Annotated in this window: 23 protein-coding genes; 4 read left to right on the top strand and 19 right to left on the bottom strand. The window is 50.6% G+C overall.

Going from position 1 to position 23,043, the window contains the following annotated elements; all coding sequences use genetic code 11:
* Window positions 1-176: 176 nt before the first annotated feature.
* The 6 genes from LVQ76_RS13915 to ulaA are packed head-to-tail and all read right to left on the bottom strand — an operon-like array spanning window position 177 to window position 4,593.
* A complete protein-coding gene (locus LVQ76_RS13915; protein ID WP_232921877.1) occupies window positions 177-866 on the bottom strand; it encodes an L-ribulose-5-phosphate 4-epimerase in 690 nt (229 codons plus the stop codon).
* Window positions 853-1,719: an L-ribulose-5-phosphate 3-epimerase gene (locus LVQ76_RS13910; RefSeq protein WP_232865684.1), complete on the bottom strand. Its 867-nt coding sequence runs from the start codon at window positions 1,717-1,719 to the stop codon at window positions 853-855. Before LVQ76_RS13910 ends, LVQ76_RS13915 begins: the two co-directional genes overlap by 14 nt.
* A gap of 9 nt (window positions 1,720-1,728) precedes the next feature.
* Window positions 1,729-2,385 (bottom strand): 3-keto-L-gulonate-6-phosphate decarboxylase UlaD, encoded by a 657-nt coding sequence (locus LVQ76_RS13905; protein ID WP_232904672.1) that lies wholly within the window; start codon window positions 2,383-2,385, stop codon window positions 1,729-1,731.
* Between the two features lie 23 nt (window positions 2,386-2,408).
* Complete coding sequence (ulaC, locus tag LVQ76_RS13900; RefSeq protein ID WP_232921876.1) at window positions 2,409-2,867, bottom strand: PTS ascorbate transporter subunit IIA; 459 nt, start codon at window positions 2,865-2,867, stop codon at window positions 2,409-2,411.
* 9 nt (window positions 2,868-2,876) lie between these two features.
* Window positions 2,877-3,182, bottom strand: coding sequence for a PTS ascorbate transporter subunit IIB (ulaB, locus tag LVQ76_RS13895; protein ID WP_151994091.1), 306 nt, complete (start codon window positions 3,180-3,182; stop codon window positions 2,877-2,879).
* Between the two features lie 13 nt (window positions 3,183-3,195).
* Complete coding sequence (gene ulaA / locus LVQ76_RS13890) at window positions 3,196-4,593, bottom strand: PTS ascorbate transporter subunit IIC (protein ID WP_151994092.1); 1,398 nt, start codon at window positions 4,591-4,593, stop codon at window positions 3,196-3,198.
* Window positions 4,594-4,963: 370 nt separating this feature from the next.
* Here ulaA and ulaG point away from each other — a divergent pair, with 370 nt between their 5' ends.
* On the top strand, window positions 4,964-6,028 hold the full coding sequence (gene ulaG, locus LVQ76_RS13885) for an L-ascorbate 6-phosphate lactonase (protein WP_232865687.1): 1,065 nt from the start codon (window positions 4,964-4,966) through the stop codon (window positions 6,026-6,028).
* Between the two features lie 95 nt (window positions 6,029-6,123).
* On the top strand, window positions 6,124-6,879 hold the full coding sequence (gene ulaR / locus LVQ76_RS13880) for an HTH-type transcriptional regulator UlaR (protein ID WP_232865688.1): 756 nt from the start codon (window positions 6,124-6,126) through the stop codon (window positions 6,877-6,879).
* Here the strand turns inward: ulaR and yjfP are convergent, their stop codons facing one another.
* Window positions 6,880-7,605, bottom strand: a complete 726-nt coding sequence (yjfP, locus tag LVQ76_RS13875; RefSeq protein ID WP_232865689.1) for an esterase — start codon at window positions 7,603-7,605, stop codon at window positions 6,880-6,882.
* Window positions 7,606-7,799: 194 nt separating this feature from the next.
* Here yjfP and bsmA point away from each other — a divergent pair, with 194 nt between their 5' ends.
* Together bsmA and LVQ76_RS13865 are read left to right on the top strand one after the other, a co-directional pair.
* On the top strand, window positions 7,800-8,129 hold the full coding sequence (gene bsmA / locus LVQ76_RS13870; RefSeq protein ID WP_064515702.1) for a biofilm peroxide resistance protein BsmA: 330 nt from the start codon (window positions 7,800-7,802) through the stop codon (window positions 8,127-8,129).
* A gap of 154 nt (window positions 8,130-8,283) precedes the next feature.
* Window positions 8,284-8,559: a YdgH/BhsA/McbA family protein gene (locus LVQ76_RS13865; protein ID WP_034461185.1), complete on the top strand. Its 276-nt coding sequence runs from the start codon at window positions 8,284-8,286 to the stop codon at window positions 8,557-8,559.
* A 50-nt stretch (window positions 8,560-8,609) separates the two neighbouring features.
* Here the strand turns inward: LVQ76_RS13865 and LVQ76_RS13860 are convergent, their stop codons facing one another.
* From LVQ76_RS13860 to mutL, 12 genes are all read right to left on the bottom strand, one after another.
* A complete protein-coding gene (locus LVQ76_RS13860) occupies window positions 8,610-10,244 on the bottom strand; it encodes an isovaleryl-CoA dehydrogenase (RefSeq protein WP_232921875.1) in 1,635 nt (544 codons plus the stop codon).
* A gap of 103 nt (window positions 10,245-10,347) precedes the next feature.
* Window positions 10,348-11,079 carry a 23S rRNA (guanosine(2251)-2'-O)-methyltransferase RlmB gene (gene rlmB, locus LVQ76_RS13855; protein ID WP_154152004.1) on the bottom strand — a complete coding sequence of 244 codons (732 nt, stop codon included), beginning with the start codon at window positions 11,077-11,079 and terminating at the stop codon, window positions 10,348-10,350.
* A gap of 133 nt (window positions 11,080-11,212) precedes the next feature.
* On the bottom strand, window positions 11,213-13,681 hold the full coding sequence (rnr, locus tag LVQ76_RS13850) for a ribonuclease R (RefSeq protein WP_134186264.1): 2,469 nt from the start codon (window positions 13,679-13,681) through the stop codon (window positions 11,213-11,215).
* A 39-nt stretch (window positions 13,682-13,720) separates the two neighbouring features.
* The gene (gene nsrR / locus LVQ76_RS13845; protein WP_034461180.1) at window positions 13,721-14,146 is read right to left on the bottom strand and encodes a nitric oxide-sensing transcriptional repressor NsrR; all 426 of its coding nucleotides are present in this window, start codon (window positions 14,144-14,146) and stop codon (window positions 13,721-13,723) included.
* A 285-nt stretch (window positions 14,147-14,431) separates the two neighbouring features.
* Window positions 14,432-15,730 (bottom strand): adenylosuccinate synthase, encoded by a 1,299-nt coding sequence (locus LVQ76_RS13840; protein ID WP_034492792.1) that lies wholly within the window; start codon window positions 15,728-15,730, stop codon window positions 14,432-14,434.
* A 102-nt stretch (window positions 15,731-15,832) separates the two neighbouring features.
* Entirely contained in the window at window positions 15,833-16,030 is a 198-nt protein-coding gene (locus tag LVQ76_RS13835; protein ID WP_034461177.1) for a DUF2065 domain-containing protein, read from the bottom strand.
* A gap of 66 nt (window positions 16,031-16,096) precedes the next feature.
* Window positions 16,097-17,101, bottom strand: a complete 1,005-nt coding sequence (hflC, locus tag LVQ76_RS13830) for a protease modulator HflC (RefSeq protein ID WP_034461175.1) — start codon at window positions 17,099-17,101, stop codon at window positions 16,097-16,099.
* 2 nt (window positions 17,102-17,103) lie between these two features.
* Window positions 17,104-18,366 (bottom strand): FtsH protease activity modulator HflK, encoded by a 1,263-nt coding sequence (gene hflK / locus LVQ76_RS13825; protein WP_134186262.1) that lies wholly within the window; start codon window positions 18,364-18,366, stop codon window positions 17,104-17,106.
* Between the two features lie 74 nt (window positions 18,367-18,440).
* Complete coding sequence (hflX, locus tag LVQ76_RS13820) at window positions 18,441-19,721, bottom strand: ribosome rescue GTPase HflX (protein ID WP_151994107.1); 1,281 nt, start codon at window positions 19,719-19,721, stop codon at window positions 18,441-18,443.
* Between the two features lie 76 nt (window positions 19,722-19,797).
* Window positions 19,798-20,106, bottom strand: a complete 309-nt coding sequence (hfq, locus tag LVQ76_RS13815; protein ID WP_151994108.1) for an RNA chaperone Hfq — start codon at window positions 20,104-20,106, stop codon at window positions 19,798-19,800.
* A 102-nt stretch (window positions 20,107-20,208) separates the two neighbouring features.
* Complete coding sequence (gene miaA / locus LVQ76_RS13810; RefSeq protein ID WP_232921874.1) at window positions 20,209-21,156, bottom strand: tRNA (adenosine(37)-N6)-dimethylallyltransferase MiaA; 948 nt, start codon at window positions 21,154-21,156, stop codon at window positions 20,209-20,211.
* Window positions 21,149-23,035, bottom strand: coding sequence for a DNA mismatch repair endonuclease MutL (gene mutL / locus LVQ76_RS13805; RefSeq protein ID WP_232921873.1), 1,887 nt, complete (start codon window positions 23,033-23,035; stop codon window positions 21,149-21,151). The genes miaA and mutL overlap by 8 nt, the downstream gene beginning before the upstream one ends.
* Between the last annotated feature and the right edge of the window lie 8 nt (window positions 23,036-23,043).

Here is a 23,043-nt window from a genome sequence, read left to right as displayed (position 1 = left end):
TAAGGCGTTAACACCAGGAATACCACAACGACATAGAAAGCCAACGTTTGACTTGCCCCCGCTTGCGGGGGCTTTTTTATACGCTTCATACTGAAATTTAAAGAGAGTTGGAGCCCGCGCAAATGCGATTTAAAAGGCCAAAGCCATGTGCCTGTAACTTCAATTATCTCGCGTATTTATCTTCCCTGCCCGTAATAAGCGTTCGGGCCATGTTTGCGCTGAAAGTGTTTGTTCATCAAATAACTGTCGATAGGTTTAAGTGCCGGATTAATCCCACGAGCAATCCACGCCATTCGCGCCACTTCCTCCATAACCACCGCGTTATGTACTGCGTCTTCGGCTGTTTTCCCCCATGCAAACGGGCCATGTTGATAAACCACGACGCCGGGCGTGTGCAGAGGGTGATGGCTACCTAAGGTTTCGATAATCACTTTGCCGGTATTTAGCTCATATTCGCCCTGCACTTCGTCGATAGTTAATGCGCGAGTGCAGCGAATATCACCAAAAAAGTAATCAGCATGTGTCGTGCCAAGTGCCGGAATACTTAGCCCAGCCTGCGCCCATGCGGTGGCATGGGTAGAGTGAGTGTGAACAACGCCGCCGAGTTCGGGATATTGCCTATATAGTGCGAGGTGTGTCGCGGTATCAGACGAAGGGCGGCACTTCCCTTCAATCACCGCACCGTTCATATCGACTATCACCATGTCGTCAGCAGACATCTGCTCATAGGCCACGCCGCTTGGCTTAATCGCAATGCATTGCCGCTCGCGGTCGATACCGCTGACATTCCCCCTGGTGAAGGTCACCAGACCATGCCGTGGAAGCGCCATATTCGCCTCAAAAACCTGCTGTTTAAGATGCTGCATAATCAGCCTCCAGCAAACCGGCAGTTGCCATGCGAGCGAGCACCCAATCACGAGCAGCGATAATTTCAGCAACCGGATCTACCGCAGCTTCACTCCACATTTCAATCAAATATGGGCCACGGTAGCCACTGCGTTTTAAGGTCGCAAAGCAATCCTCAAACGCCACCACGCCGCTGCCGAAGGGAACATTTTTGAACACGCCGGGCTTCGTGTCTTTTACGTGAACCGCCACAATGTGCCCGCGCCCTGCCTCCAACTCCATTTGCACGTCGTTATCCCATGCGGATAAATTGCCGATGTCCGGATACAACTGGAACCAAGGGTTATTCAGGTAATGCGCGTAACCCATCGCTTTGCTGATGGAGTTCATCAGCGGGTAGTCCATGATTTCCATTGCCAATGTGACCTGGGCGCGGCTCGCCATTTCAACAGCCTGAGTCAGGCCTTCACGGAAACGGCGACGGGTTTCGTCGTTGGCTTGCTGGTAATAGACATCGTAACCCGCCAGCTGAATTACGCGTACGCCAACGTCTTGCGCAAACTTGATGGCTTTACGCATGATCTCCAGCCCATGGTTACGAATTTCGTCATTTTCACTGCCTAGTGGATAACGGCGATGCGCACTCAGGCAGATAGAAGGAACGCGCACCCCGGTATCCGCGATGGCTTGTACCAAGGAAAATCGCTGTTCGCGACTCCAGTCAAGCCGTGCGAGGCGTTCATCAGTTTCATCAATCGACATCTCGACAAAATCGAACTCCAGACTGGCAGCGAGTTGTAGCCTTTCCCGCCAGCACTCCCCGGCAGGAAGCGCCTTTTCGTAAATACCCAGCGGCACTTGCTTATTCAACATGAGCAGTCCTTATCCCCAAAGCTGGGCGATAGCACGTTTGAACTGGCGAGCCGCATCTACAGGCGAGGCTGCATCACGAATGCTGCGCCCGGCAATAAATACATGAATCGGAATGCCTTTAAACAGCGGTAAATCTTCAAGCGCAAGACCACCCGTAACCGTCACTTTAAACCCCATATTAGCCAGGCGTTTGATTGCGCTAATATCCGTTTCGCTCCAGGCAATGCCCGCAGCTTGCGCATCACGGCTGCGGTGATAAACCACTTGTTCGATGCCCGCAGCACGCCACTCCTGGGCTTGTTCCCACGTCCAGAAACCTGTCAGCTCGATTTGCACATCACCGTTAAATTCACGGGCCACTTCCAGCGCACCTTTAGTGGTGTTGATATCGGCACAGCAAATCACCGTAACCCAGTCAGCATGCGCTTCGAAACACATCCGCGAGAGGATTTTCCCGGCATCCGCAATTTTGGCATCGGCCAGTACAATTTTATGTGGATAGAGCGCTTTGAGGTCACGCACCGCGCGCACGCCTTCGCCCACGCAAAGAATGGTTCCTACTTCAATAATGTCGACTTCTTCAGCGATCAGGCGCGTAGTTTTGTAAGCGTCTGATAGGGTCTGGTTATCTAGCGCAACTTGCAGCATCGGTAATGAATGAGACATAAAAAGCTCCTTATACTGTGGGCCTACGCCGTAGCGCGATCAATTAAATCCAACACTTCCTGCGCGGTGCGGCAGGCGCGTAAACGATCAAAATTGGCTTCATCTTCAAATAGATTAACGATCTGGATGATGCCGACCTCCTGATGTGTAGTGGCATCAACAGCAGCCATGGTAATAAGAATATCCACCGGGTCGTTATCTTCGTGGTTAAACACCAGCGGGGTTTTCAGCGTTACCAGAGAAAAACCGGTACTTTTGACCCCTTCTTCTGGCCGACCATGTGGCATAGCAAGACCAGGGGCAATTACGAAGTAAGGCCCGTGTTGTGCGACGCCATCCAGAATCGCCTGGTAATAGCGCGGCTCTACAACATCCGCTTTTACCAGCAGGTCAACGCCCAGCTTGATCGCGTCCTGCCAGGTTTCCGCCTGCGCCTGAAGTAAAATTGAGTGGTTATCAGCCAATGAGTCACGAAGTTTCATGGTGCCTCTCTATTTCAGATCCTGCGGGAAGTGCGCAGTAATCACTTCCATCAGCTTTGGTCCAAAGTCCGCAGCCGAAAGCATGTTGCGCACACCCACCACATATTTATTGCCTACCACAGTGATTTCACCAGCAATGTGCGTTGAGGCGATAATGACATCGGCACCGCTCAGTTCGCTTTTGTACTCACCCACCGCGCAGCTGTTTACTGAGTGATTGACGCCCTGCTGCGTCAGGAACTGATCCACCTTCATTTTCATGATCATGGAACTACCCTGCCCGTTACCGCATACCGCCAGAATTCGTACCGTCATAATCCAGATCCTTTTAGTGGGCAGATGACTCTGCCAGATGTTTTTCTGCATCTTCCTCGGCACGAAGAGTGCGCCCGGCGAAGAACATGTAAATCAGTGCAATCACGATAACCACCCCCATAAACCACAGCCCAAGCGTCAGCCCTTGCATTAATGGTGGTGCAAGAATCGACCAGTCAGCCATGCCCATCCAGGCGCTTAATCCGGTGAGTTTGATAGCCCAGACACAGCCAAAGATTTCAATCATGCCCATCACCAGGCAGATTTTTAGCGCCGCGCGCCAGCCGCCAAAGTGGTTGGCAAACACGCCAATGGTGGCGTTAGAGAAGAACATTGGGATAAAGCCTGGGATTATCATGATGGAAGAACCGAGTCCGATAAGAATGCCGACGGCAATCAACTGGCCGATGGTTCCCCAAATGAATCCCCACACCACTGCGTTTGGTGCGAAGCTGTAGATAGCTGCGCAGTCGATGGCGAGAACCGCCCCTGGAATTAAGCGCTGTGAGATACCGTTAAAGGCTTCGGACAACTCTGCGACGAACATTCTCACGCCCTGAACGATGATGAAAATCGCCACCGCGAACTGGAAGCCGGTTTGCAGAATGTAGATAGTCCAGTGAGTTTTACCGGCCATCGCCTGCATAACATCGATGCCGAATGAACAAAGGATCACGCCGAAAAACAGCGTCATAACAATGGCGGTGGAAACGATGTTGTCGTGGAAGATGTTGAGCCAGCCCGGTAATTTAAGATCTTCAACACTCTCCTCTTTTTTTCCTAGATACGGTGCGATTTTGTAGGCAATCCACGAAGCGAATTGTTGTTGGTGACCGATAGAAAAACCGCTGTTTTCCGTCACGGCTTGTGTCGGTTTATACATCATGTTGGAGGTGATACCCCAATAGAGGGAAACCAACACCGCGGTGCAAATGATGGTTGTCCACATTGGGTAGCCGAGGATAAAGAAGAACACGGCAATGAGGCCCGCCTGCTGGAACATGATGTGACCAGTCAGCATGATGGTGCGGATCCCCGTAATACGCCGTAGCAACACATAAATAATATTGAGTGCCAGAGCCAATAACACGGCGTATCCCACCCAACTGTAGGCGTCGCCCATTCTTTCGACCGTCGCCATCATCGATGCATAAGTATCTGAAATAGCGCCGTTAATCCCATAAACCTCAGACATCTTCGCGACAACGGGTTTAAACGTGCCGGTCAAAATCCCGGAGCCTGCCTGCAGCAACATAAAGCCGATAATCGTTTTGATGGTGCCTTTGATAATTACGCTGACGCTTTTACGCAAAAGCACATAGCCCAGACAAGTCACAATCCCTAGTAGCAAAGGGGCGTTTGTCATTACCTGGTTAAAGAAAATGATAAAGCCGTTGTAGAGGATCTCCATAAAGCTCTCCGTAGGGTAGTCGCTCCCTGTTTCGATCAGAAAACAGGCGGAAGTAATGTTCGCCCTCACTCTATTTGTCAAAAATAATCACAACAAGATTGAAAATGATTATTTGTGAGGAAGTACGCAATTTATTTTCCACAATTACACTACGGTTAATTCCCAGCAATCAAAAAAGACAAATAAACCTTAAAAAACATATAAATATAAAAACAACCCCCTTTCATCCTTCTCATTTAATAAGTGTTTAAAGGTGAAATCCACAAAATAACCTGTCAGAAAAAACTTCTAAATTTAAAAATTTGATGTCAATATAAATCACAATTTGATCACTTGTGATTATTGATTCTAAATGGATAGGAGAAGGCTGATGAGTAAGGTTGAGACGATTACCCGTGAATCCTGGATTTTAAGCACCTTCCCGGAATGGGGTAGCTGGCTGAATGAAGAAATTGAGCAGGAAGTGGTTGCCCCTGGAACCTTCGCCATGTGGTGGTTGGGCTGCACGGGTATCTGGTTGAAATCCCAGGGTGGTGCGAATATCTGCGTTGATTTCTGGTGTGGTACCGGTAAGCAAAGCCACGGCAATCCGCTGATGAAACAAGGCCACCAGATGCAGCGCATGGCTGGGGTGGAAAAATTGCAGCCCAACCTGCGCACCACACCGTTCGTGCTCGATCCTTTCGCTATTCGCAATATTGATGCGGTACTTTCAACACACGATCACAACGATCATATCGACGTGAACGTGGCGGCCGCAGTGATGCAGAACTGTGCCGATGATGTGCCATTTATTGGGCCGCAGACCTGCGTTGATTTATGGATTGGCTGGGGTGTTCCGCGCGAGCGTTGCATCGTAATGAAACCCGGTGATGTCGTGAAAGTGAAAGACATTGAAATTCATGCGCTAGATGCTTTCGATCGTACCGCGCTGATTACGCTTCCTGCTGATGAAAAAGCGGCGGGTATATTACCTGATGGCATGGATAAACGCGCAGTCAACTATCTGTTCAAAACCCCTGGTGGCAACCTTTACCACAGCGGAGATTCTCACTATTCCAACTACTACGCAAAACATGGCAATGATCATCAGATTGATGTCGCACTCGGCTCTTACGGCGAGAACCCACGCGGGATCACCGACAAAATGACTAGTGCTGATATTTTACGCATGGCGGAGTCATTGAATACCAAAGTGGTCATTCCGTTCCATCATGATATCTGGTCGAATTTCCAGGCCGATCCGCAAGAGATCCGTGTGCTGTGGAATATGAAGAAAGATCGACTGAAGTATGGCTTTAAGCCATTTATCTGGCAGGTGGGTGGCAAATTTACCTGGCCGCTGGATAAAGATCAGTTCGAATATCACTACCCACGCGGGTTTGATGATTGCTTTACTCATGAACCGGATCTGCCGTTTAAGTCCTTCTTGTAATGTTGTGAAGCCGGGTCAATATCCGGCTTTTCCTTTAGGTATTCCATCTGATTTCAAATATCATCTTTAAAAATCATCTCTCATCGGAAAAATTCATGACCGAAGCACAACGCCACCAGATCCTGCTCGAACTGCTCCAGCAAACAGGATTTGTGACTGTCGAACAAGTGATGGAACGCCTGGCGATCTCTCCGGCGACCGCACGGCGTGATATTAATAAGCTCGATGAGAGCGGCAGACTGAAAAAAGTCCGTAACGGTGCCGAAGCCATTAGCCAGCAGCGCCTGCGCTGGACGCCAATGAATATTCATCTGGCGCAAAATCACGATGAGAAAAGCCGTATTGCCAGTGCTGCATCAGCGCTCGTCAAACAAGGTGAAAGTGTCGTGATCAACTGCGGATCGACTGCTTTTTTACTCGGCCAGCAGATATGTGGCAAACCAGTGCAGATCATTACTAACTATCTTCCGCTGGCTAATTACCTTATCGACGAAAATCATGAAAGTGTGGTGATCATGGGCGGGCAATATAATAAAAGCCACTCCATTACCCTTGGGCCGCAAGAAAACGAGACTTCGCTGTATGCCGGGCACTGGATGTTTACCAGTGGCAAAGGGCTGACGTCTGAAGGACTTTATAAAACGGATATGCTAACCGCAATGGCAGAGCAAAAGATGCTGGGCGTCGTGGGTAAGCTGGCTGTATTGGTCGATAGCTCAAAAGTAGGGCAACGCGCGGGTATGCTCTTTAGCCGCACGGAGCAGATTGATTTAGTGATTACCGGTAAGCAAGCAAACCCTGAAGTGGTCAAAAAACTTGAAGATCAGGGTGTGCAAGTGATTCTGGTGTAATTAAAGGTTCTCACTAAAGAAGCGGCTGGCGGCATCCAGAGCCGTTGGCGTAATGCGGTGCTTGACGCCTGGTTCCCGTAAGCAGATCAGTTGCTTATCCAGCCCCTTCTCAACTAGCGCTTGCTGCAAACGCCATGTCTCAGCCGCTGGAACAACATCATCATCCTCGCCGTGCCACAGCAAAAGTGGCCGGTTACCGATGCTTTCTAGCTGATGGCTGATGTCATATTCGGCGAGTGCATTGAGTGATTCAGCCTCTTCCGCTCGTGGTGAAAATAGCGTTTGCCCAAGCGACATAAAATATCCCGATCCCATCAGGCATGCCACGCAGCGAACTTGCGGATAACGCGCCATAATACCAAGAGCCGTCATGCCTCCCATTGAAGCACCACCCACAGCAACTCGTCGCTCATCTACGGGATAGCGTTCAGATAAAGCCTGATAAAGCGGCGAAAACTCATCAATGTTGTGTTTAAGAATCGACCAGAATTGATACAGCCGCGCGGTGTCATCGCCATTAAATCGCGCACCGTGTTGCTCGGCATCGGGCATAATCACGCGCATTCCAGCCTGAGCAAGAGCGACCGCAAAGTAACTGTAAACCAGTTTAGAGGAAGTAAAACCGTGATAGAAAAATACCACCGGGAGTTTGCACTCTTTTTTCCCGGAGGGCACAGCGTGGAGAACTTCAATGCCCGCAAGCTGTTCGGTATATATTTCAATCATGATATTAGCCCTATATTGGTGTGATATATCCTTTGTATGTCAGGGTCCTGTGGATGGCAAGTCATTGATGGGTTGTGATTATTGTTCACTATGAGATCTGCTTAGCGATTTTCATTCGAAAGTGATTAAAAAGCGCGGGGAAGCTAACAAAATGGGAACATTCCCTCTTCTCAGAAAAAAACCGGGGCTACACTATGGCTATTAAGAGACGAGAAACGATCATGCGATTGCTATCAGCTGTGTTACTTGCGACCACGCTCAGTGCTTGTAGCGTGTTACAAGGGACACCACAACCAGCGCCGCCTGCAACCGGAACCCCTCAGGAAATCCAGCGTTACCAAACGCAGGGTTTGACCAAAATAGGGACGGTGACAGCACTTGAGCACGGCTCTCCGATGGACGCAGAACGAGCGCTAGAAGAGAAAGCTGTTGCAGCCAAAGCGGATTATTACGTCATCGTGCTAAACGATGAGACGGTAGTACCTGGTCAGTGGTATGCCCAGGCCATTTTGTACCGTAAGTAATTTAGCACTGTGTTTAATTTATGCATATTTACATAGCTTTGCGTCAATTGATCGTTTGTTATGCACAATGAACCTCAGCCAACGGACAGGTCTGAAGTTCACCCACGCGAAGGATTGCCCTGCTGATTTAGGGTAAGTATTAAAGGAGCTAATTATGAAACGATCGCTTGCCTTAACCTCATTACTGCTGTCCGTGGGGCTAATCACAACGTCGGCACAATCGGCAGAAGATGTTGCCGCAGATTGTGTGACGGGTTTGAATGAAATCGGCATGATTTCTGTGAATGGTATTGCCGGTAGCGTGCAAGATGTAGAGAAAGTCATTGCCCTGAAGGCTGACGAACATGGAGCATCATACTATCGCATCGTTAAAATGCAGGAAAACCAGCTTGCTGAAGGCTGGCGTGTACAAGCCATTATTTATGCATAAATAAGCCAGCGGCCATTGATACTCCCCTTTATGGCGCTGGCTTTTTTGTTCTATCCTGTGCGGCCTGTCGCTCTGAGTAGTACATCAATAAGTACCTGATTCGGTAAAACACTTTCCCCCCGCGAGTCCAGCATCATACGGCACCAGGCTTCACCTAACGGTGGAGAGAGATGCTGTAAAACCTGGGTACCTGTCGCCAGAAGAGCCAGCATTCGGGTAACTTCCCTGCCCCATTCCTCTTGTGGCTTACGAAGCCGCTGTTGCAACTGCCGCCAGCTACGATCGAAATGCCGATTTTGCCCTTTCACTTCGTCAAACTCCGCATGCAACATCTCCATCGCACCGGGATGTTTGGCCAGAACGCGCAGCACATCAAGGCTCATGATATTGCCCGATCCTTCCCAGATACTATTCACCGGCATTTCACGGTAAATGCGTGGCAACTCGCTATCTTCGCAATAACCCATTCCCCCAAGCACTTCCATGGCTTCCGCGACAAAGGGGATACCCGATTTGCAGACGCTAAATTTAGCCACAGCCGTAAACAGCCGACTATAAGCCAACTCATGCGGATTACCGGGTGATTCCCAGGCGCGAGCCAGACGAAACAGAAACGCCGTTTGCCCTTCAAGTTGCAAAGCCATACGCCCCAGAACCTGGCGCATAATCGGCAGGTCGATCAGCATCTTGCCGAATGCCTGACGTTGGTGTGCGTGATATAACGCGACAGAGAGCGCGCGGCGCATCAGGCCATGGCTGCCAAGTGCACAGTCAAAACGGGTATAACCACCCATTTTGAGAATTGAGCGAACTCCCTCACCTTCTTCACCGATAAGCCACGCCGTAGCATCGCAAAATTCAACTTCGCTGCTGGCGTTGGAGCGGTTACCGAGCTTGTCTTTCAAACGCTCGAAACGAACCTGGTTACGTTGCCCATCGGGTAAAAATCGCGGCAGGAAGAAACACGAAAGGCCGCCTTTCGCCTGCGCCAGAATCAAATGCGCATCGCTTTGCGGAACGGAGAAAAACCATTTGTGGCCGACTATGCGATACATTTCACCAGGGCCACGTTTATCGATCGCCTCTGCACGCGTGGTGTTGCTGAGCACATCTGAGCCCCCCTGCTTCTCAGTCATGCCCATACCGATGAGCAGGCCACGTTTTTGAGTGCCAGGTGAGAGGTGCGCATCGTAACGATCGCTGAGTAGCGGCTTCAGCCACGGCTTAAACTCTTTGGGTAGATGCTTAAGTAAGAGAGGAGTGGCACCAAATGTCATGGTGATAGGGCATAACGTTCCTGCTTCCACCTGCGCATGCTGAACAAAGCGCGCAGCACGGGCCACAAACGAGCCTTGCCTGGCATCTTCCTGCCACGGCAAATTGTGTACCCGATTGGCACACAGCCCTTGCATTAGTAAATGCCAGGCAGGATAAAAGCGCACATCATCGAGCCGCTCACCGCTGGAATCATAGCGGAGTAATTCAGGCGGATTGGCATTCGCCAGGCGGCCGAGCTCCAGTGATTCAGCTGAACCCAGTTGTTGGCCGATACTTGCCAGAAGTTCCGCATCCCAGCCAGCCCCTTCACGGGCTACAGCCTCGGTTAACGAGATATCAGAAAGAAAAAGGTTACTGTTGTTGAGGGGTATTGGTTGGTTAAAAACGGTATGAGTTTGCCAGCGCATCGTGTTCCCTCCCATTAATGGCAATGCCATTAGTATGGACGGTGACAGCGCTTATGCATGGAGAGGGATCACAAAGCGGGGTGCGAAAGCACCCCATAAGAAATTAACTGCGTTGACGCACAGCTTCGAACAGGCAAATACCGGTCGCGACGGAAACATTCAATGAAGAAACGGTTCCAGCCATTGGGATGCTAATCAGCTCATCGCAATGTTCGCGAGTCAGACGACGCATACCTTCCCCTTCAGCGCCCATCACCAGCGCCATTGGGCCGGTCATTTTGCTCTGGAACAAGGTGTGGTCTGCTTCACCCGCGGTACCGACGATCCAAACGTTCGATTCCTGCAATAAACGCATAGTTCGAGCCAGGTTGGTCACACTGATAAGCGGAACATGCTCAGCTGCACCACAGGCCACTTTCTTGGCAGTAGCGTTCAGTTGTGCAGAGCGGTCTTTCGGTACGATAACCGCATGCACGCCGGCAGCATCTGCGCTACGCAAGCAGGCACCGAGGTTGTGCGGGTCGGTAACGCCATCCAGAATCAGCAAGAATGGCTGTTCAAGACCTGCAAGCAGGTCCGGAATATCATTTTCCTGATACTGACGACCCGGTTTCACGCGAGCAATAATGCCCTGGTGCACAGCGCCTTCAGATTTTTCATCCAGCCATTGGCGGTTTGCCATTTGAACCGGAACACCCTGGGCTTCCAGCGCATGAATTAAAGGCATCAGACGTTTGTCTTCACGGCCTTTAAGGATAAAGACTTCCCGAAAACGCTGGGGGGCGTTATCAAGTAGCGCCTGGACGGCGTGAATGCCGTAAATCATTTCACTCATTACTGTTACTCATTTCAGGTGCTGATGCACCGGTGTTAATTTGCTCGTAAATGTCGGATGTCGCTTACGCTGATCCGACCTACGAAAAGCAGTGTCAGGGTGGATAAACGAAGTTTCATCCACCCTTTCAAGACTAACTCGGCTGCTTTTTCGCTGCCCGCTTAGCTTTCGTGGCTGCCGCTATCTTACGAGTTTTGTCCGATGGCGTTTTTGGTTTCTTCACCTTCGGTTCGGCGGTTTTCTCGATTTTTTTGTCGGCTTTCGCTTTCTTCGGCTTCGCAGGGCCTTTCTCTTTACGGAAAGCACTGTCTGACTCGAAGTTTACGCGTTTGCCAGCTTGACGACGTTTCGGTCCGTTGCCGTTAGCGCCTCTTTTCGCTTTGTCTTTCTCAGTTTTACCCGCACCGCGAGGTACGCGAGTACTAGAGAGCAAAGCAAAATCAATCTTGCGCTCGTCCATGTGAACGGCTTCAACACGCACTTCTACACGGTCACCCAGGCGATAAGTCTGCCCACCGGATTCACCAATCAGGCGTTGCCCAACCTGGTCAAAGCGGTAGTAGTCGTTATCAAGAGTAGAAACGTGCACCAGGCCATCGATAAACAGATCCGTAAGACGGACAAAGAAGCCAAAACCGGTGACGCTTGCGATGATGCCAGTGAAGGTATTACCGACCTGATCCTGCATAAAGTCGCATTTCAGCCAGTCGGCAACGTCGCGTGTAGCTTCATCGGCACGGCGTTCCGCCATAGAACAATGCTGGCCAAGTTGCAGCATCTCTTCCATGTCATAGTGCCAGCCGCCAGACTCGGTGCTGTTGCCCTTATGGCCCTGCTCTTTCGCCAGCAGATACTTAATTGCACGGTGTAACAACAAGTCCGGATAGCGGCGAATCGGCGAAGTAAAGTGCGCATAAGATTGCAGCGCAAGGCCAAAGTGACCACGGTTTTCTGGATCGTAAACCGCCTGTTTCATGGAGCGCAGCAGCATAGTTTGCAGCATTTCATGATCCGGACGATCGGCAATCGAGTTCAGCAGTTCTGCGTAATCACGCGGTTCAGGCTTCTGCCCGCCCGGTAATTCCAGACCCAGTTCAGCCAGCACAGAACGGAACGAGGTGATCGCTTCGTTGGTTGGACGATCGTGGTCGCGGAACAGTGACGGTTCGTTATGTTTTTCAACAAAGCGAGCGGCTGCAATGTTCGCGAGGATCATGCACTCTTCGATTAGCTTGTGCGCATCGTTACGTACAGTTTGCTCAACGCGCTCGATGCGGCGTTCAGCGTTGAAGATAAACTTCGCTTCTTCACTTTCAAACGAGATGCCACCACGCTCGGCGCGAGAAACATCCAGCACTTTATACAGGTTATGCAGCTCTTCGATGTGCTTAACCAGCGGCGCATACTGCTCACGAAGTTCCTGATCGCCCTGCAACATATGCCACACTTTGGTGTAGGTCAGACGCGCATGGGAACTCATTACCGCTTCGTAGAATTTAGAGCCTGTCAGGCGACCCGTTGCAGATATAGTCATTTCGCAGACCATACACAGACGGTCAACCTGTGGATTGAGCGAGCACAGGCCGTTGGACAGCACTTCCGGCAGCATCGGGATAACCTGCGACGGGAAGTAAACTGACGTGCCGCGGTTACGCGCTTCTTTATCCAGTGCGGTTGGCGGGCGAACGTAATAACTTACGTCAGCAATCGCAACCCACAAGCGCCAGCCGCCGCCACGTTTTTTCTCACAAAATACGGCGTCATCAAAGTCACGCGCATCTTCACCATCAATGGTCATGAGTGGCAGATCACGCAAATCTACGCGGCCAACTTTGGCCTCTTCTGGCACTTGCTCCTTCAGGGAAGCAACCTGGGCTTCAACTTCTGGTGGCCAGATATAAGGGATTTCATGGGTGCGCAGCGCCATATCAACGGCCATACCGGTGCCCATGTTGTCGCCAAGAAGCTCAACAATTTTACCAACCGCTTTGGTGCGGCGAGTTGGACGTTGGGTGAGTTCAACCACTACCACAAAGCCCATACGTGCACCCATTACCCCTTCTGGTGGGATAAGGATATCGAAGCTCAGACGGCTGTCGTCTGGCACCACGAAACTGATACCAGCATCGGTAAAGTAGCGGCCAACAATTTGCCCGGTTCTTGGCTCCAGCACACGCACAATACGCGCTTCGCGACGGCCTTTACGGTCGGCACCCAGCGGTTGCGCCAGTACGATGTCGCCATGCATACACATTTTCATCTGTTCAGATGAAAGGTAGAGATCGTCTTTACGACCTTCTACGCGCAGGAAGCCAAAGCCATCGCGATGACCAATAACTTTGCCTTTGAGCAAATCAAGACGTTCTGGCAGGGCGTAACACTGGCGACGGGTAAAGACCAACTGTCCATCGCGTTCCATGGCTCGCAAACGGCGACGCAGCGCTTCAAGTTGTTCTTCACCAGTAATATTTAGTTCTTCAGCCAGTTCGTCACGATTGGCTGGTTTTTCACGTTTGGAGAGATGGGCGAGAATAAACTCCCGGCTTGGGATCGGGTTTTCGTATTTTTCGGCTTCTCGTTCCTGAAAAGGATCTTTTGACATTGCGGTTCCTCCGTTGTCATTTGCTGAGGAAATCGTGATTTATTCCACCAGCAATAATTTGTAGAGCGGTTGGTTTTGGTCCACCAAATCGGCCAGCGTGTGCTTATCCAGCTCTGTTAGAAAGCTTTGCACCGCCTGAGCCAGTGCCTGTTTGAGGCGACATGCGGGGGTAATATGACAAAACTCACTGCTACAGTTCACCAAAGATAGCGGTTCCAGCTCGCGCACCACATCACCCACACGAATTGTTTGCGCAGGTTTGCCGAGGCGAATACCACCGTTTTTGCCGCGCACTGCCGTCACATAGCCAGCGCGACTGAGTTGATTGATGATTTTCACCATGTGGTTACGTGATACTCCGTACACTTCTGTTACCTCAGAAATGCTCGTCATTTTGCCTTCTGGCAAAGACGCCATATAAATCAAAGCACGTAAACCGTAATCAGTAAAACTCGTTAACTGCACATCAACCTCTAGGGTGGGAGGGGAAACGCTTAATAGCTGTAAATACTATACCCTAAATAATTCGGGTTGCAGCCAGGCGGCCAGCTCAAGAATCCCCGAGAGCTTACTTAAGTAAGTGACTGGGGTGAGTGAGTGCAGCCAACGCCGCTGCAACATGAAGTATGACGGGTATAGATTGATGATAAACCAGCCATAAGGTTGCCAGCTAATTTATTTAATAGGGGAAGGTAGATAAAACGGCAGGATAAAACAGTTGGGGTGCGCTAAGCACACCCCATCACATCATTATGCGTCGAACGGATCACGCAGAATCATGGTTTCAGAACGGTCTGGACCGGTAGAAATAATGTCTACTGGTACTTCAGTCAGTTCTTCAATGCGCTTGATGTAGTCCAGCGCTGCTTGCGGCAAACCACTACGCTCTTTCACGCCGAAGGTCGTTTCGGACCAGCCTGGCATGGTTTCGTAGATTGGCTCGATACCTTCCCAATCGTCAGCAGCCATTGGAGTGGTAGTCACTTCACGGCCATCTGGCAGACGGTAGCCTACGCACAGTTTAACTTCTTTCAAGCCGTCCAGTACGTCCAGCTTGGTCAGGCAGAAACCTGACAGGGAGTTGATCTGCACTGCACGACGCACAGCAACGATATCCAACCAACCTGTACGACGACGACGACCAGTAGTCGCACCGAACTCGTTACCTTGTTTGCACAGGAACTCGCCGATATCATCAAACAGTTCAGTTGGGAACGGACCAGCGCCAACGCGAGTAGAGTACGCTTTGATAATACCCAGAACGTAATCAACATAACGTGGACCAATGCCGGAACCTGTTGCCACGCCACCCGCGGTGGTGTTGGAAGAGGTCACGTACGGATAGGTACCGTGGTCGATGTCCAGCAGTGTGCCTTGAGCACCTTCGAACATGATGAAGTCGCCGCGCTTACGTGCCTGATCCAACAGATCGGACACATCAACGACCATGCTGGTCAGAATGTCAGCAACAGCCATGACATCGTCCAGAACTTTCTGGTAATCAACCGCTTCAACTTTATAGAAGTTAACCAGTTGGAAGTTGTGGTATTCCAGAACTTCTTTCAGTTTGTCGGCAAAGGTAGCTTTGTCGAACAGGTCGCCAACGCGCAGGCCACGACGGGCCACTTTGTCTTCATACGCAGGACCGATGCCACGACCGGTAGTACCGATAGCTTTAGCACCGCGCGCTTTCTCACGAGCCACATCCAGCGCTACGTGATAATCAAGGATCAGCGGACATGCTTCAGATAACAGCAGGCGCTCACGTACCGGAATCCCACGGTCTTCCAGCTCTTTCATCTCTTTCATCAGTGCAGCAGGAGACAGCACAACGCCATTACCGATGATGCTGGTAACGTTATCACGCAGAATACCTGATGGAATAAGATGAAGAACGGTTTTTTCACCGTTGATTACGAGAGTATGGCCTGCGTTGTGACCGCCCTGGTAGCGCACAACATATTTAGCCCGTTCAGTCAGAAGATCTACGATCTTTCCTTTACCTTCGTCACCCCATTGGGTGCCCAGTACGACGACGTTGTTACCCATTTTTCAAAATCACCGTTTGCTTAAAAAAGGATTCTACCATCGGTTTCCCCGATGATCAGCCCTTTTAGTATACAAAATGGTAATCAGCCACCTCAACGTGGCTTAACCACCGCTTCGACTCAACATGTAGTAGACAACGACACCTGCAACCACTAGTCCGCCGCCAAAACGACGCAGCGTGTTATCGGGTAATTGGATTAAAGCGGCTATCATACGACGCCACATACGCGGATAAAGCATTGGTCCGAGTCCTTCGAGCACTAATACCAGTGCTAATGCCATCCAGATTGTCGAATTCATAATTTCCTCTAACACCCATAAAAAAAGAGCCGGTCAGACCGGCTCTTGATAGATAACTTGCGAATATTAACGTGAACTGTTCGCTGGTGTTTTCATGTAGCGGAAGAAATCGCTATCCGGGCTTAACACCATAACGTCCTGACCAGAATTGAAGCTCGCCTCGTAAGCACGCAGGCTACGAATGAAGGCATAGAAATCTGGATCCTGGCTGAATGCGTCAGCAAACAGTTTGGCAGCTTCTGCATCACCTTCACCACGGCTGATTCGGCCCATACGCTCGGCTTCTGCCAGAGTACGAGTCACTTCGTAGTCGGCGGTAGCGCGCAGCTTCTCAGCTTCTTCCTGACCTTGTGAACGGTGGCGACGAGCAACCGCTTCACGCTCTGCGCGCATACGGTTGTAGATAGCCTCAGACACTTCAGCTGGCAGGTTGATCTGCTTGATACGCACATCGACCACTTCAATACCCAGCGCTGCCATACTGTTCGGGTTAACCACTGGCACTTTACCTTTGGTTTCCGCCGTTACACGCGCAGCTGCTGAGGCAATCGCATCATCCGCAGCAGGTGTTGACACTTCATCGTCAGTACCTGCAGAACCTGAGTTCAGCGCATCACGCACGTCCAGAGTCAAACGACCGCGAGAATCGGTCACGATGTCTTTCACATCAAGACGACCAATTTCAGAACGCAGACGGTCACTGAACTTACGTTTTAACAGCACTTCAGCTTGAGAAACGTCACCACCACCGGTTGCCAGGTAGTAGCGGCTGAAATCACTGATACGCCATTTGATATAGGAATCAACGATCAGGTCTTTCTTCTCTTTGGTTACAAAGCGATCGGCTTGGTTATCCATAGTCTGAATACGTGCATCAAGGGTTTTAACCGACTCGATAAACGGTACTTTGAAATGCAGACCTGGTTCGTAGACCACCGGCTTGTTTTCGTCATCACGCAACACTTTACCGAAGCGTAACGTAATTCCGCGCTCACCTTCCTGTACCACGAAGACCGAGGTAAACAGCACTACCAGCACGATGATAATTAAAGCAATGACTGACTTACGCATCGTTATTCACTCCCTACGCGCTGGTTATCAGTGCGCTGTGCGTCGGCACGGCGCTGATCCATGATATCGCCCCGGCTTGACGAGGACGGTGTGCTGGCGCTGCCGCTGCTTGAGCTGGATGCAGGTGGCAGACGCAACAAGCTGTTCGCACCACTAGTATCGCTCTTCGCCGCAGGCTGTGAACCACCTTTAAGCATCTGATCCAGAGGAAGAACCATCAGGTTACCGCCTTTGTCGTTAACCAGAACTTTACGGGTATGGCTAAGCACTTTTTCCATGGTTTCGATATACAGACGCTCACGGGTAATTTCCGGCGCAGCCTTGTATTCCGGCAACAATCTGGCAAAGCGAGCAACCTCACCCTGAGCTTCTAACACAGTCTGTGTTTTATAAGCGCGAGCTTCTTCGAGAATACGCTGCGCCTGACCGTTAGCACGCGGCTGAACTTCGTTGGTATACGCTTCTGCTTCACGGATGTATTGCTGTTCGTTTTCACGCGCAGAAATCGCATCATCAAATGCAGCCTTCACCTCTTCCGGCGGACGAGCAGCCTGGAAGTTGACGTCCAGCAGGGTAATACCCATGTTGTACGGGCGAATGGTTTCTTCCAGTTCGCGCTGAGTATCGTTACGAATAATGGTACGACCCTCAGTGAGGATCTTATCCATGGTGTATTTACCAATAACACCACGCAATGCACTGTCGGTTGCCTGACGCAGGCTATCGTCTGCGCTGGTTACGCTAAACAGATAACGACGCGGATCGGTAACACGGTACTGGACGTTCATCTCGACGCGAACGACGTTCTCATCGGAAGTCAGCATCACACCTGAAGCAGCCAATTCACGTACTGCCTCAACGTTTACCGCTCTGACACTATCAATGAATGTCGGTTTCCAGTTCAGACCCGGCTCAACCAAATGGCTGAATTGACCAAAACGAGTTACAACACCACGTTCAGCTTCTTTAATGGTGTAGAACCCAGTCGCTGCCCAAATAACAACAGCCACGGCGGCAACGATGCCAACCATGCGGCCACCAATATGAGGACGTGGAAGTTGCGAAGAACCACCACCAGAACCGGAACCGCCGCCTTTACCGCCGCCCAGACCACCAAGTTTCTTACTTAATTTTCGGAAGATATCATCCAGATCAGGTGGCCCCTGATCCCGCCCTCCTTTGTTACCCCCAGAGTCGCCGCCAGGTTTGCTGCTTCCCCACGGGTCGCGGTCCTGTCCGTTATTACCGGGCTGATTCCACGCCATGTTTATGCTCCATATTTGTTGTGCGGTGATATCCCCCGAAGGGGAAAAAGTCTTCAGGACATTCCCTTGACTGGCTAGACAATATAGTCAGCGAGTGCCGGTTCTTGTTTACAGAGGCGACGCCAGTCAACAATAGGCATACGAATTTGTAAGCCAACACTGCCGTCTTCCTCCATCCACTCTTTTTCTATTGCCTGAAGCTGATAAAACCGGCTCCGAAGTCGTCCAGCCTGGGGGGGTAAGCACAACGTATGCTGTGCAATTTCACCAGATAAACGCTCTGTCAAAGCCTGGAAAAGCAGTGGAATACCGTCTCCGGTCTGGGCAGAAAGCCAGACCCGAATCGGCATATTTTCATCATCTCTGTCGATACGTGGAACGAAATCATCCAACATATCTATCTTATTCATCACCAGGAGCGTTGGAATTTCATCAGCCTCAATCTCTTCGAGAACGGTATCTACCGCGGCAATGTTTTCCTCAATCCTCAGGTCGCTTGCATCAATGACATGTAATAACAGTGTCGCCTGACGAGTTTCCTGCAAGGTTGCCTTAAACGCCGCCACTAAATCGTGTGGCAGGTGACGAATAAAACCTACTGTATCGGCCAGTATGGTTTCACCAACATCCGTAACGTTAATACGACGTAATGTTGGATCAAGTGTGGCAAACAACTTATCTGCAGCATAAACGCCAGCTGCAGTTATCTGATTAAACAGGGTAGATTTGCCGGCGTTGGTGTAGCCCACCAGAGATACGGTTGGGATATCAGCCTTGGCACGCGATCTTCGCCCTTGCTCACGCTGTTTTTCGACTCGTTCTAAGCGTCCAAGGATCTGCATAATCCGATTGCGTAGTAAACGGCGGTCGGTTTCAAGCTGAGTTTCCCCAGGGCCTCGAGAACCAATCCCCCCTCCCTGACGCTCAAGGTGGGTCCAGCCGCGCACAAGGCGAGTTGCCATGTGACGTAACTGAGCCAGTTCAACCTGCAACTTACCTTCATGGGTACGCGCACGTTGAGCAAAAATATCTAAAATCAGGCCGGTTCTGTCGACGACACGACATTCACACAGCGCTTCGAGGTTACGCTCCTGAGCTGGAGACAACGCATGATCAAATAAAACGACCGATGCCCCAGTGGCTTTCACTGCATCGGCAATTTCAATTGCCTTACCTTCACCAACAAAATACTTCGGGTGAGGAGCTTTACGGCTACCAGTAACCACCTGCAATGCTTCGACACCGGCTGAAGAGACCAGAGATTCAAATTCCTCTAGATCTTCCATGTCTTTGTCTTGCGAAAAATAGATGTGTACTAGTACCGCATGCTCACCGGCATCATAACGGTCAAACAAGCGTATAACCTCTCAAAAAGACCAGCGGGGAACCCATCATCCCTGGTTCCCCGTCTTGGAAAAACAACGTTATGCCTTATTCAGCTTCTTCGTTGTCTTGTTGTGGCGCAGAACCTTGCGCGCTGCCGCCGTGGTGGTAGCTGCCAGAACCGCTAGTACCGGTGTTATTGCTGTGATGAGATACCGGACGTGACGGAACAACAGTTGAAATCGCGTGCTTATAGACCATCTGGCTGACCGTGTTTTTCAACAGGATCACAAACTGATCAAAAGACTCAATCTGCCCTTGCAGCTTAATACCATTCACCAAATAAATAGAAACTGGAACACGTTCGCGACGCAGTGCGTTCAAGAACGGATCTTGTAATGATTGCCCCTTAGCCATTCTATCTTTTCCTTATATGCTTGTTGTTTGTAACTCAAGAACCCTGAGGCTCTGAAAAACTGCGTAAGATACTGCGCACCATAACGATTCAATTGTACACATTCATTGGTGCTTCGCACTAACAACCTGTACTACATCGTTATAAGATTGAGACGGATTCTCACTGTCTAGCCAGTGAACACCTTCCCAACCTCTTAACCAGGTCATTTGGCGCTTAGCCAATTGTCTCGTCGCGCAAATACCACGATAAACCATTTCATCATGCGGAATTTCACCTGCCAGATAAGACCACATCTGCCGGTAACCCACACAACGAATGGAAGGCATGTCCGTATGCAAATCACCACGGGCAAAAAGAGCCCGTACTTCAGCTTCAAATCCAGAAGCTAACATCTGATGAAAACGCTGCTCAATTCGTTGATGGAGCAGTTCACGGCTCGCCGGGGCGATGGCGAACTGATGCACCTGGTAAGGCAGAGCTTCTCCTGACGTTTTCGTCAGTTCCGTTAAAGTTTTACCCGAAATGAAAAAAACTTCCAGTGCACGGGAAAGCCTTTGTGGATCATTTGGATGAATACGTGCAGCGGCGACAGGATCAACCAGTGCTAACTCACGATGCAACGCCTCCCATCCTTGCTCTGCAGCCTGTTTTTCTATCCGATCCCGAACTTCCGGATCGGCAGATGGCAACGGTGACAAACCTTCTAACAATGCCTTGAAGTAGAGCATCGTTCCCCCAACTAACAAGGGGATACGCCCGGCTGCGGTAATGTCTGCCATTTCAGCCAACGCATCGCGCCGGAAATCTGCGGCTGAATAAGCCTGTGCCGGGTCGAGAATATCGAGTAACCGATGCGGAGCCTGAGCCAGTTCTTCGGCAGTAGGCTTCGCTGTACCAATATCCATTCCTTGATAGATAAGGGCCGAATCGACGCTTATCAACTCTACCGGCAACGTTTTACGCAAATTAATGGCCAACGCTGTCTTACCTGAGGCCGTCGGCCCCATCAGAAAAATTGCCTGTGGCAGGCTTTGCTTAACTTCAGTCATGTTTCAGGGCGTTCATCGCCAATTGTAAATCAACAGGTTGTAACAAACCGCCAGGTGGTGATTTCACCAGCTGCGGACAAAGGCGCTCTACATCAGCCAGCAAGGCAATTGCCTGTGCCAGATTCCATTGTTCATGAAAGCCGTCCATTTGACGAGCAAACCATTGAGCAATCTGTGTTGCGTTAACCTCTGTCTGTTGCGCCAGGTATCCTGGCAGTTCGTGAATCAAGATTTGTAAATTTTGTTTACGTAAAGGTAAAGGTACGGTGCGAATTGTTATCTGACGCGACTCTGCGACAAATTCGATGCCCATTTCCAATAAAAGCGACTGATATTTAACCAGAACGTCTTGTTCTTCTTTCGTCACTTTCAGGCGTACAGGGATCAGCAATGGTTGTGCCCGCGCACCTTCACTACCCGGTACTAACTGCGCCATTTTCAACCAGCGTTCAGCCACGGTTAATGAAAGCAGCATAATTTTGCCGTCGCGTTCCAGTAATGCCATGTCCGGTGCAAGCACCGTCAGTACACGGCCAAAACTTTGTGCGTGGGCGTCTAACGCTTCGTCGGTTTCAGGTTCAGCGGCACGATTTTTTGGCGCTGGGGAAGCTTGCGTATTCAGAAGCTCGCGATACAGCGCCCCTTCTTTCTTCTGGAAACCCGGTGCCGCATGAGGCCATAAAGGTGTGTTTTTGCTGGCACCGCTGCCGCTATATCCACCACCATTTGGCGAAGAACTGCGAGGCGATGATTCGCGAACAACAGAAGAAGTAGCTGCAGGTGTTGAAAACTGGTTACGTCCAGATGCAACGCGGTTTTCCGGCTGCCAACTCTGTTGCGGTTCTTCGGTTGTCTCTTCCAGAGGCAAACGGTTTTCTGTCTGCTGTTGCAGCACGCTCAACACGCCCTGATAGATAAAGTCATGCACCAGACGCGATTGATGGAACCGCACTTCGTGTTTGGCAGGATGCACATTCACATCCACCTGATGCGGATCGATTTCCAGATAAAGCACAAACGCCGGTTGTTGGTCGATGCCGAGCTTATCTTCACACGCCTGGCGAATCGCGTGGTTTATCAGGCGGTCACGCATCATGCGGCCATTGACATAACAATATTGAATCTCTGCCAGTGCCGAAGTCGTCGCACTTGGTTCAGCCACCCACCCACGTAAAGCAAGATCGCCGTGCTGCCATTCAATGGACAGAGCTTGTTCGAGGAACGGTGTGCCGCAAATCGAGCCAAGACGGCGTTCACGCGGCGCACCTTCTGAGACCGCACGATACTGGCGAATCACTTTGCCGTTGTGCGTCAGGTTTATCGACACATCAAAACGTGCCAGCGCAATACGCCTGACAATCTCATCAATATGGTTGAATTCGGTTTTTTCAGTGCGCATGAATTTGCGCCGGGCAGGTGTGTTGTAAAACAGATCCAACACTTCAAGCGTGGTTCCGACTGGATGCGCTGCGGGCTTCACCGTCACATCTTGTTCACGGCCTTCGGCATAGGCTTGCCAGGCCTCACTTTGATCGGCGGTACGTGACGTTAACGTCAGACGGGCAACTGAGCTAATACTGGCTAACGCTTCGCCACGAAAACCAAGGCTGATAATCGCCTCAAGGTCATCAAGTGAAGCAATTTTACTGGTGGCATGGCGAGCCAACGCAAGCGCCAGCTCGTCTTTTTTGATACCGCAGCCGTTGTCACGAATACGAATAAGCCTGGCGCCACCGCGTTCGATATCAATATCAATACGAGTAGCGCCAGCATCCAGACTGTTCTCAACCAGCTCCTTCACCACCGATGCGGGGCGCTCTACCACTTCGCCAGCAGCAATCTGGTTGGCAAGTTGCGGCGGCAGAACCTGAATCGGCATGAAATTTC

It is taken from the genome of Buttiauxella cochleicola, assembly GCF_021283185.1.
Taxonomy (GTDB): Bacteria; Pseudomonadota; Gammaproteobacteria; order Enterobacterales; family Enterobacteriaceae; genus Buttiauxella; species Buttiauxella massiliensis.
Note: the sequence above shows the minus strand (reverse complement) of the source record. Positions and strands in the feature narration are given on the sequence as shown.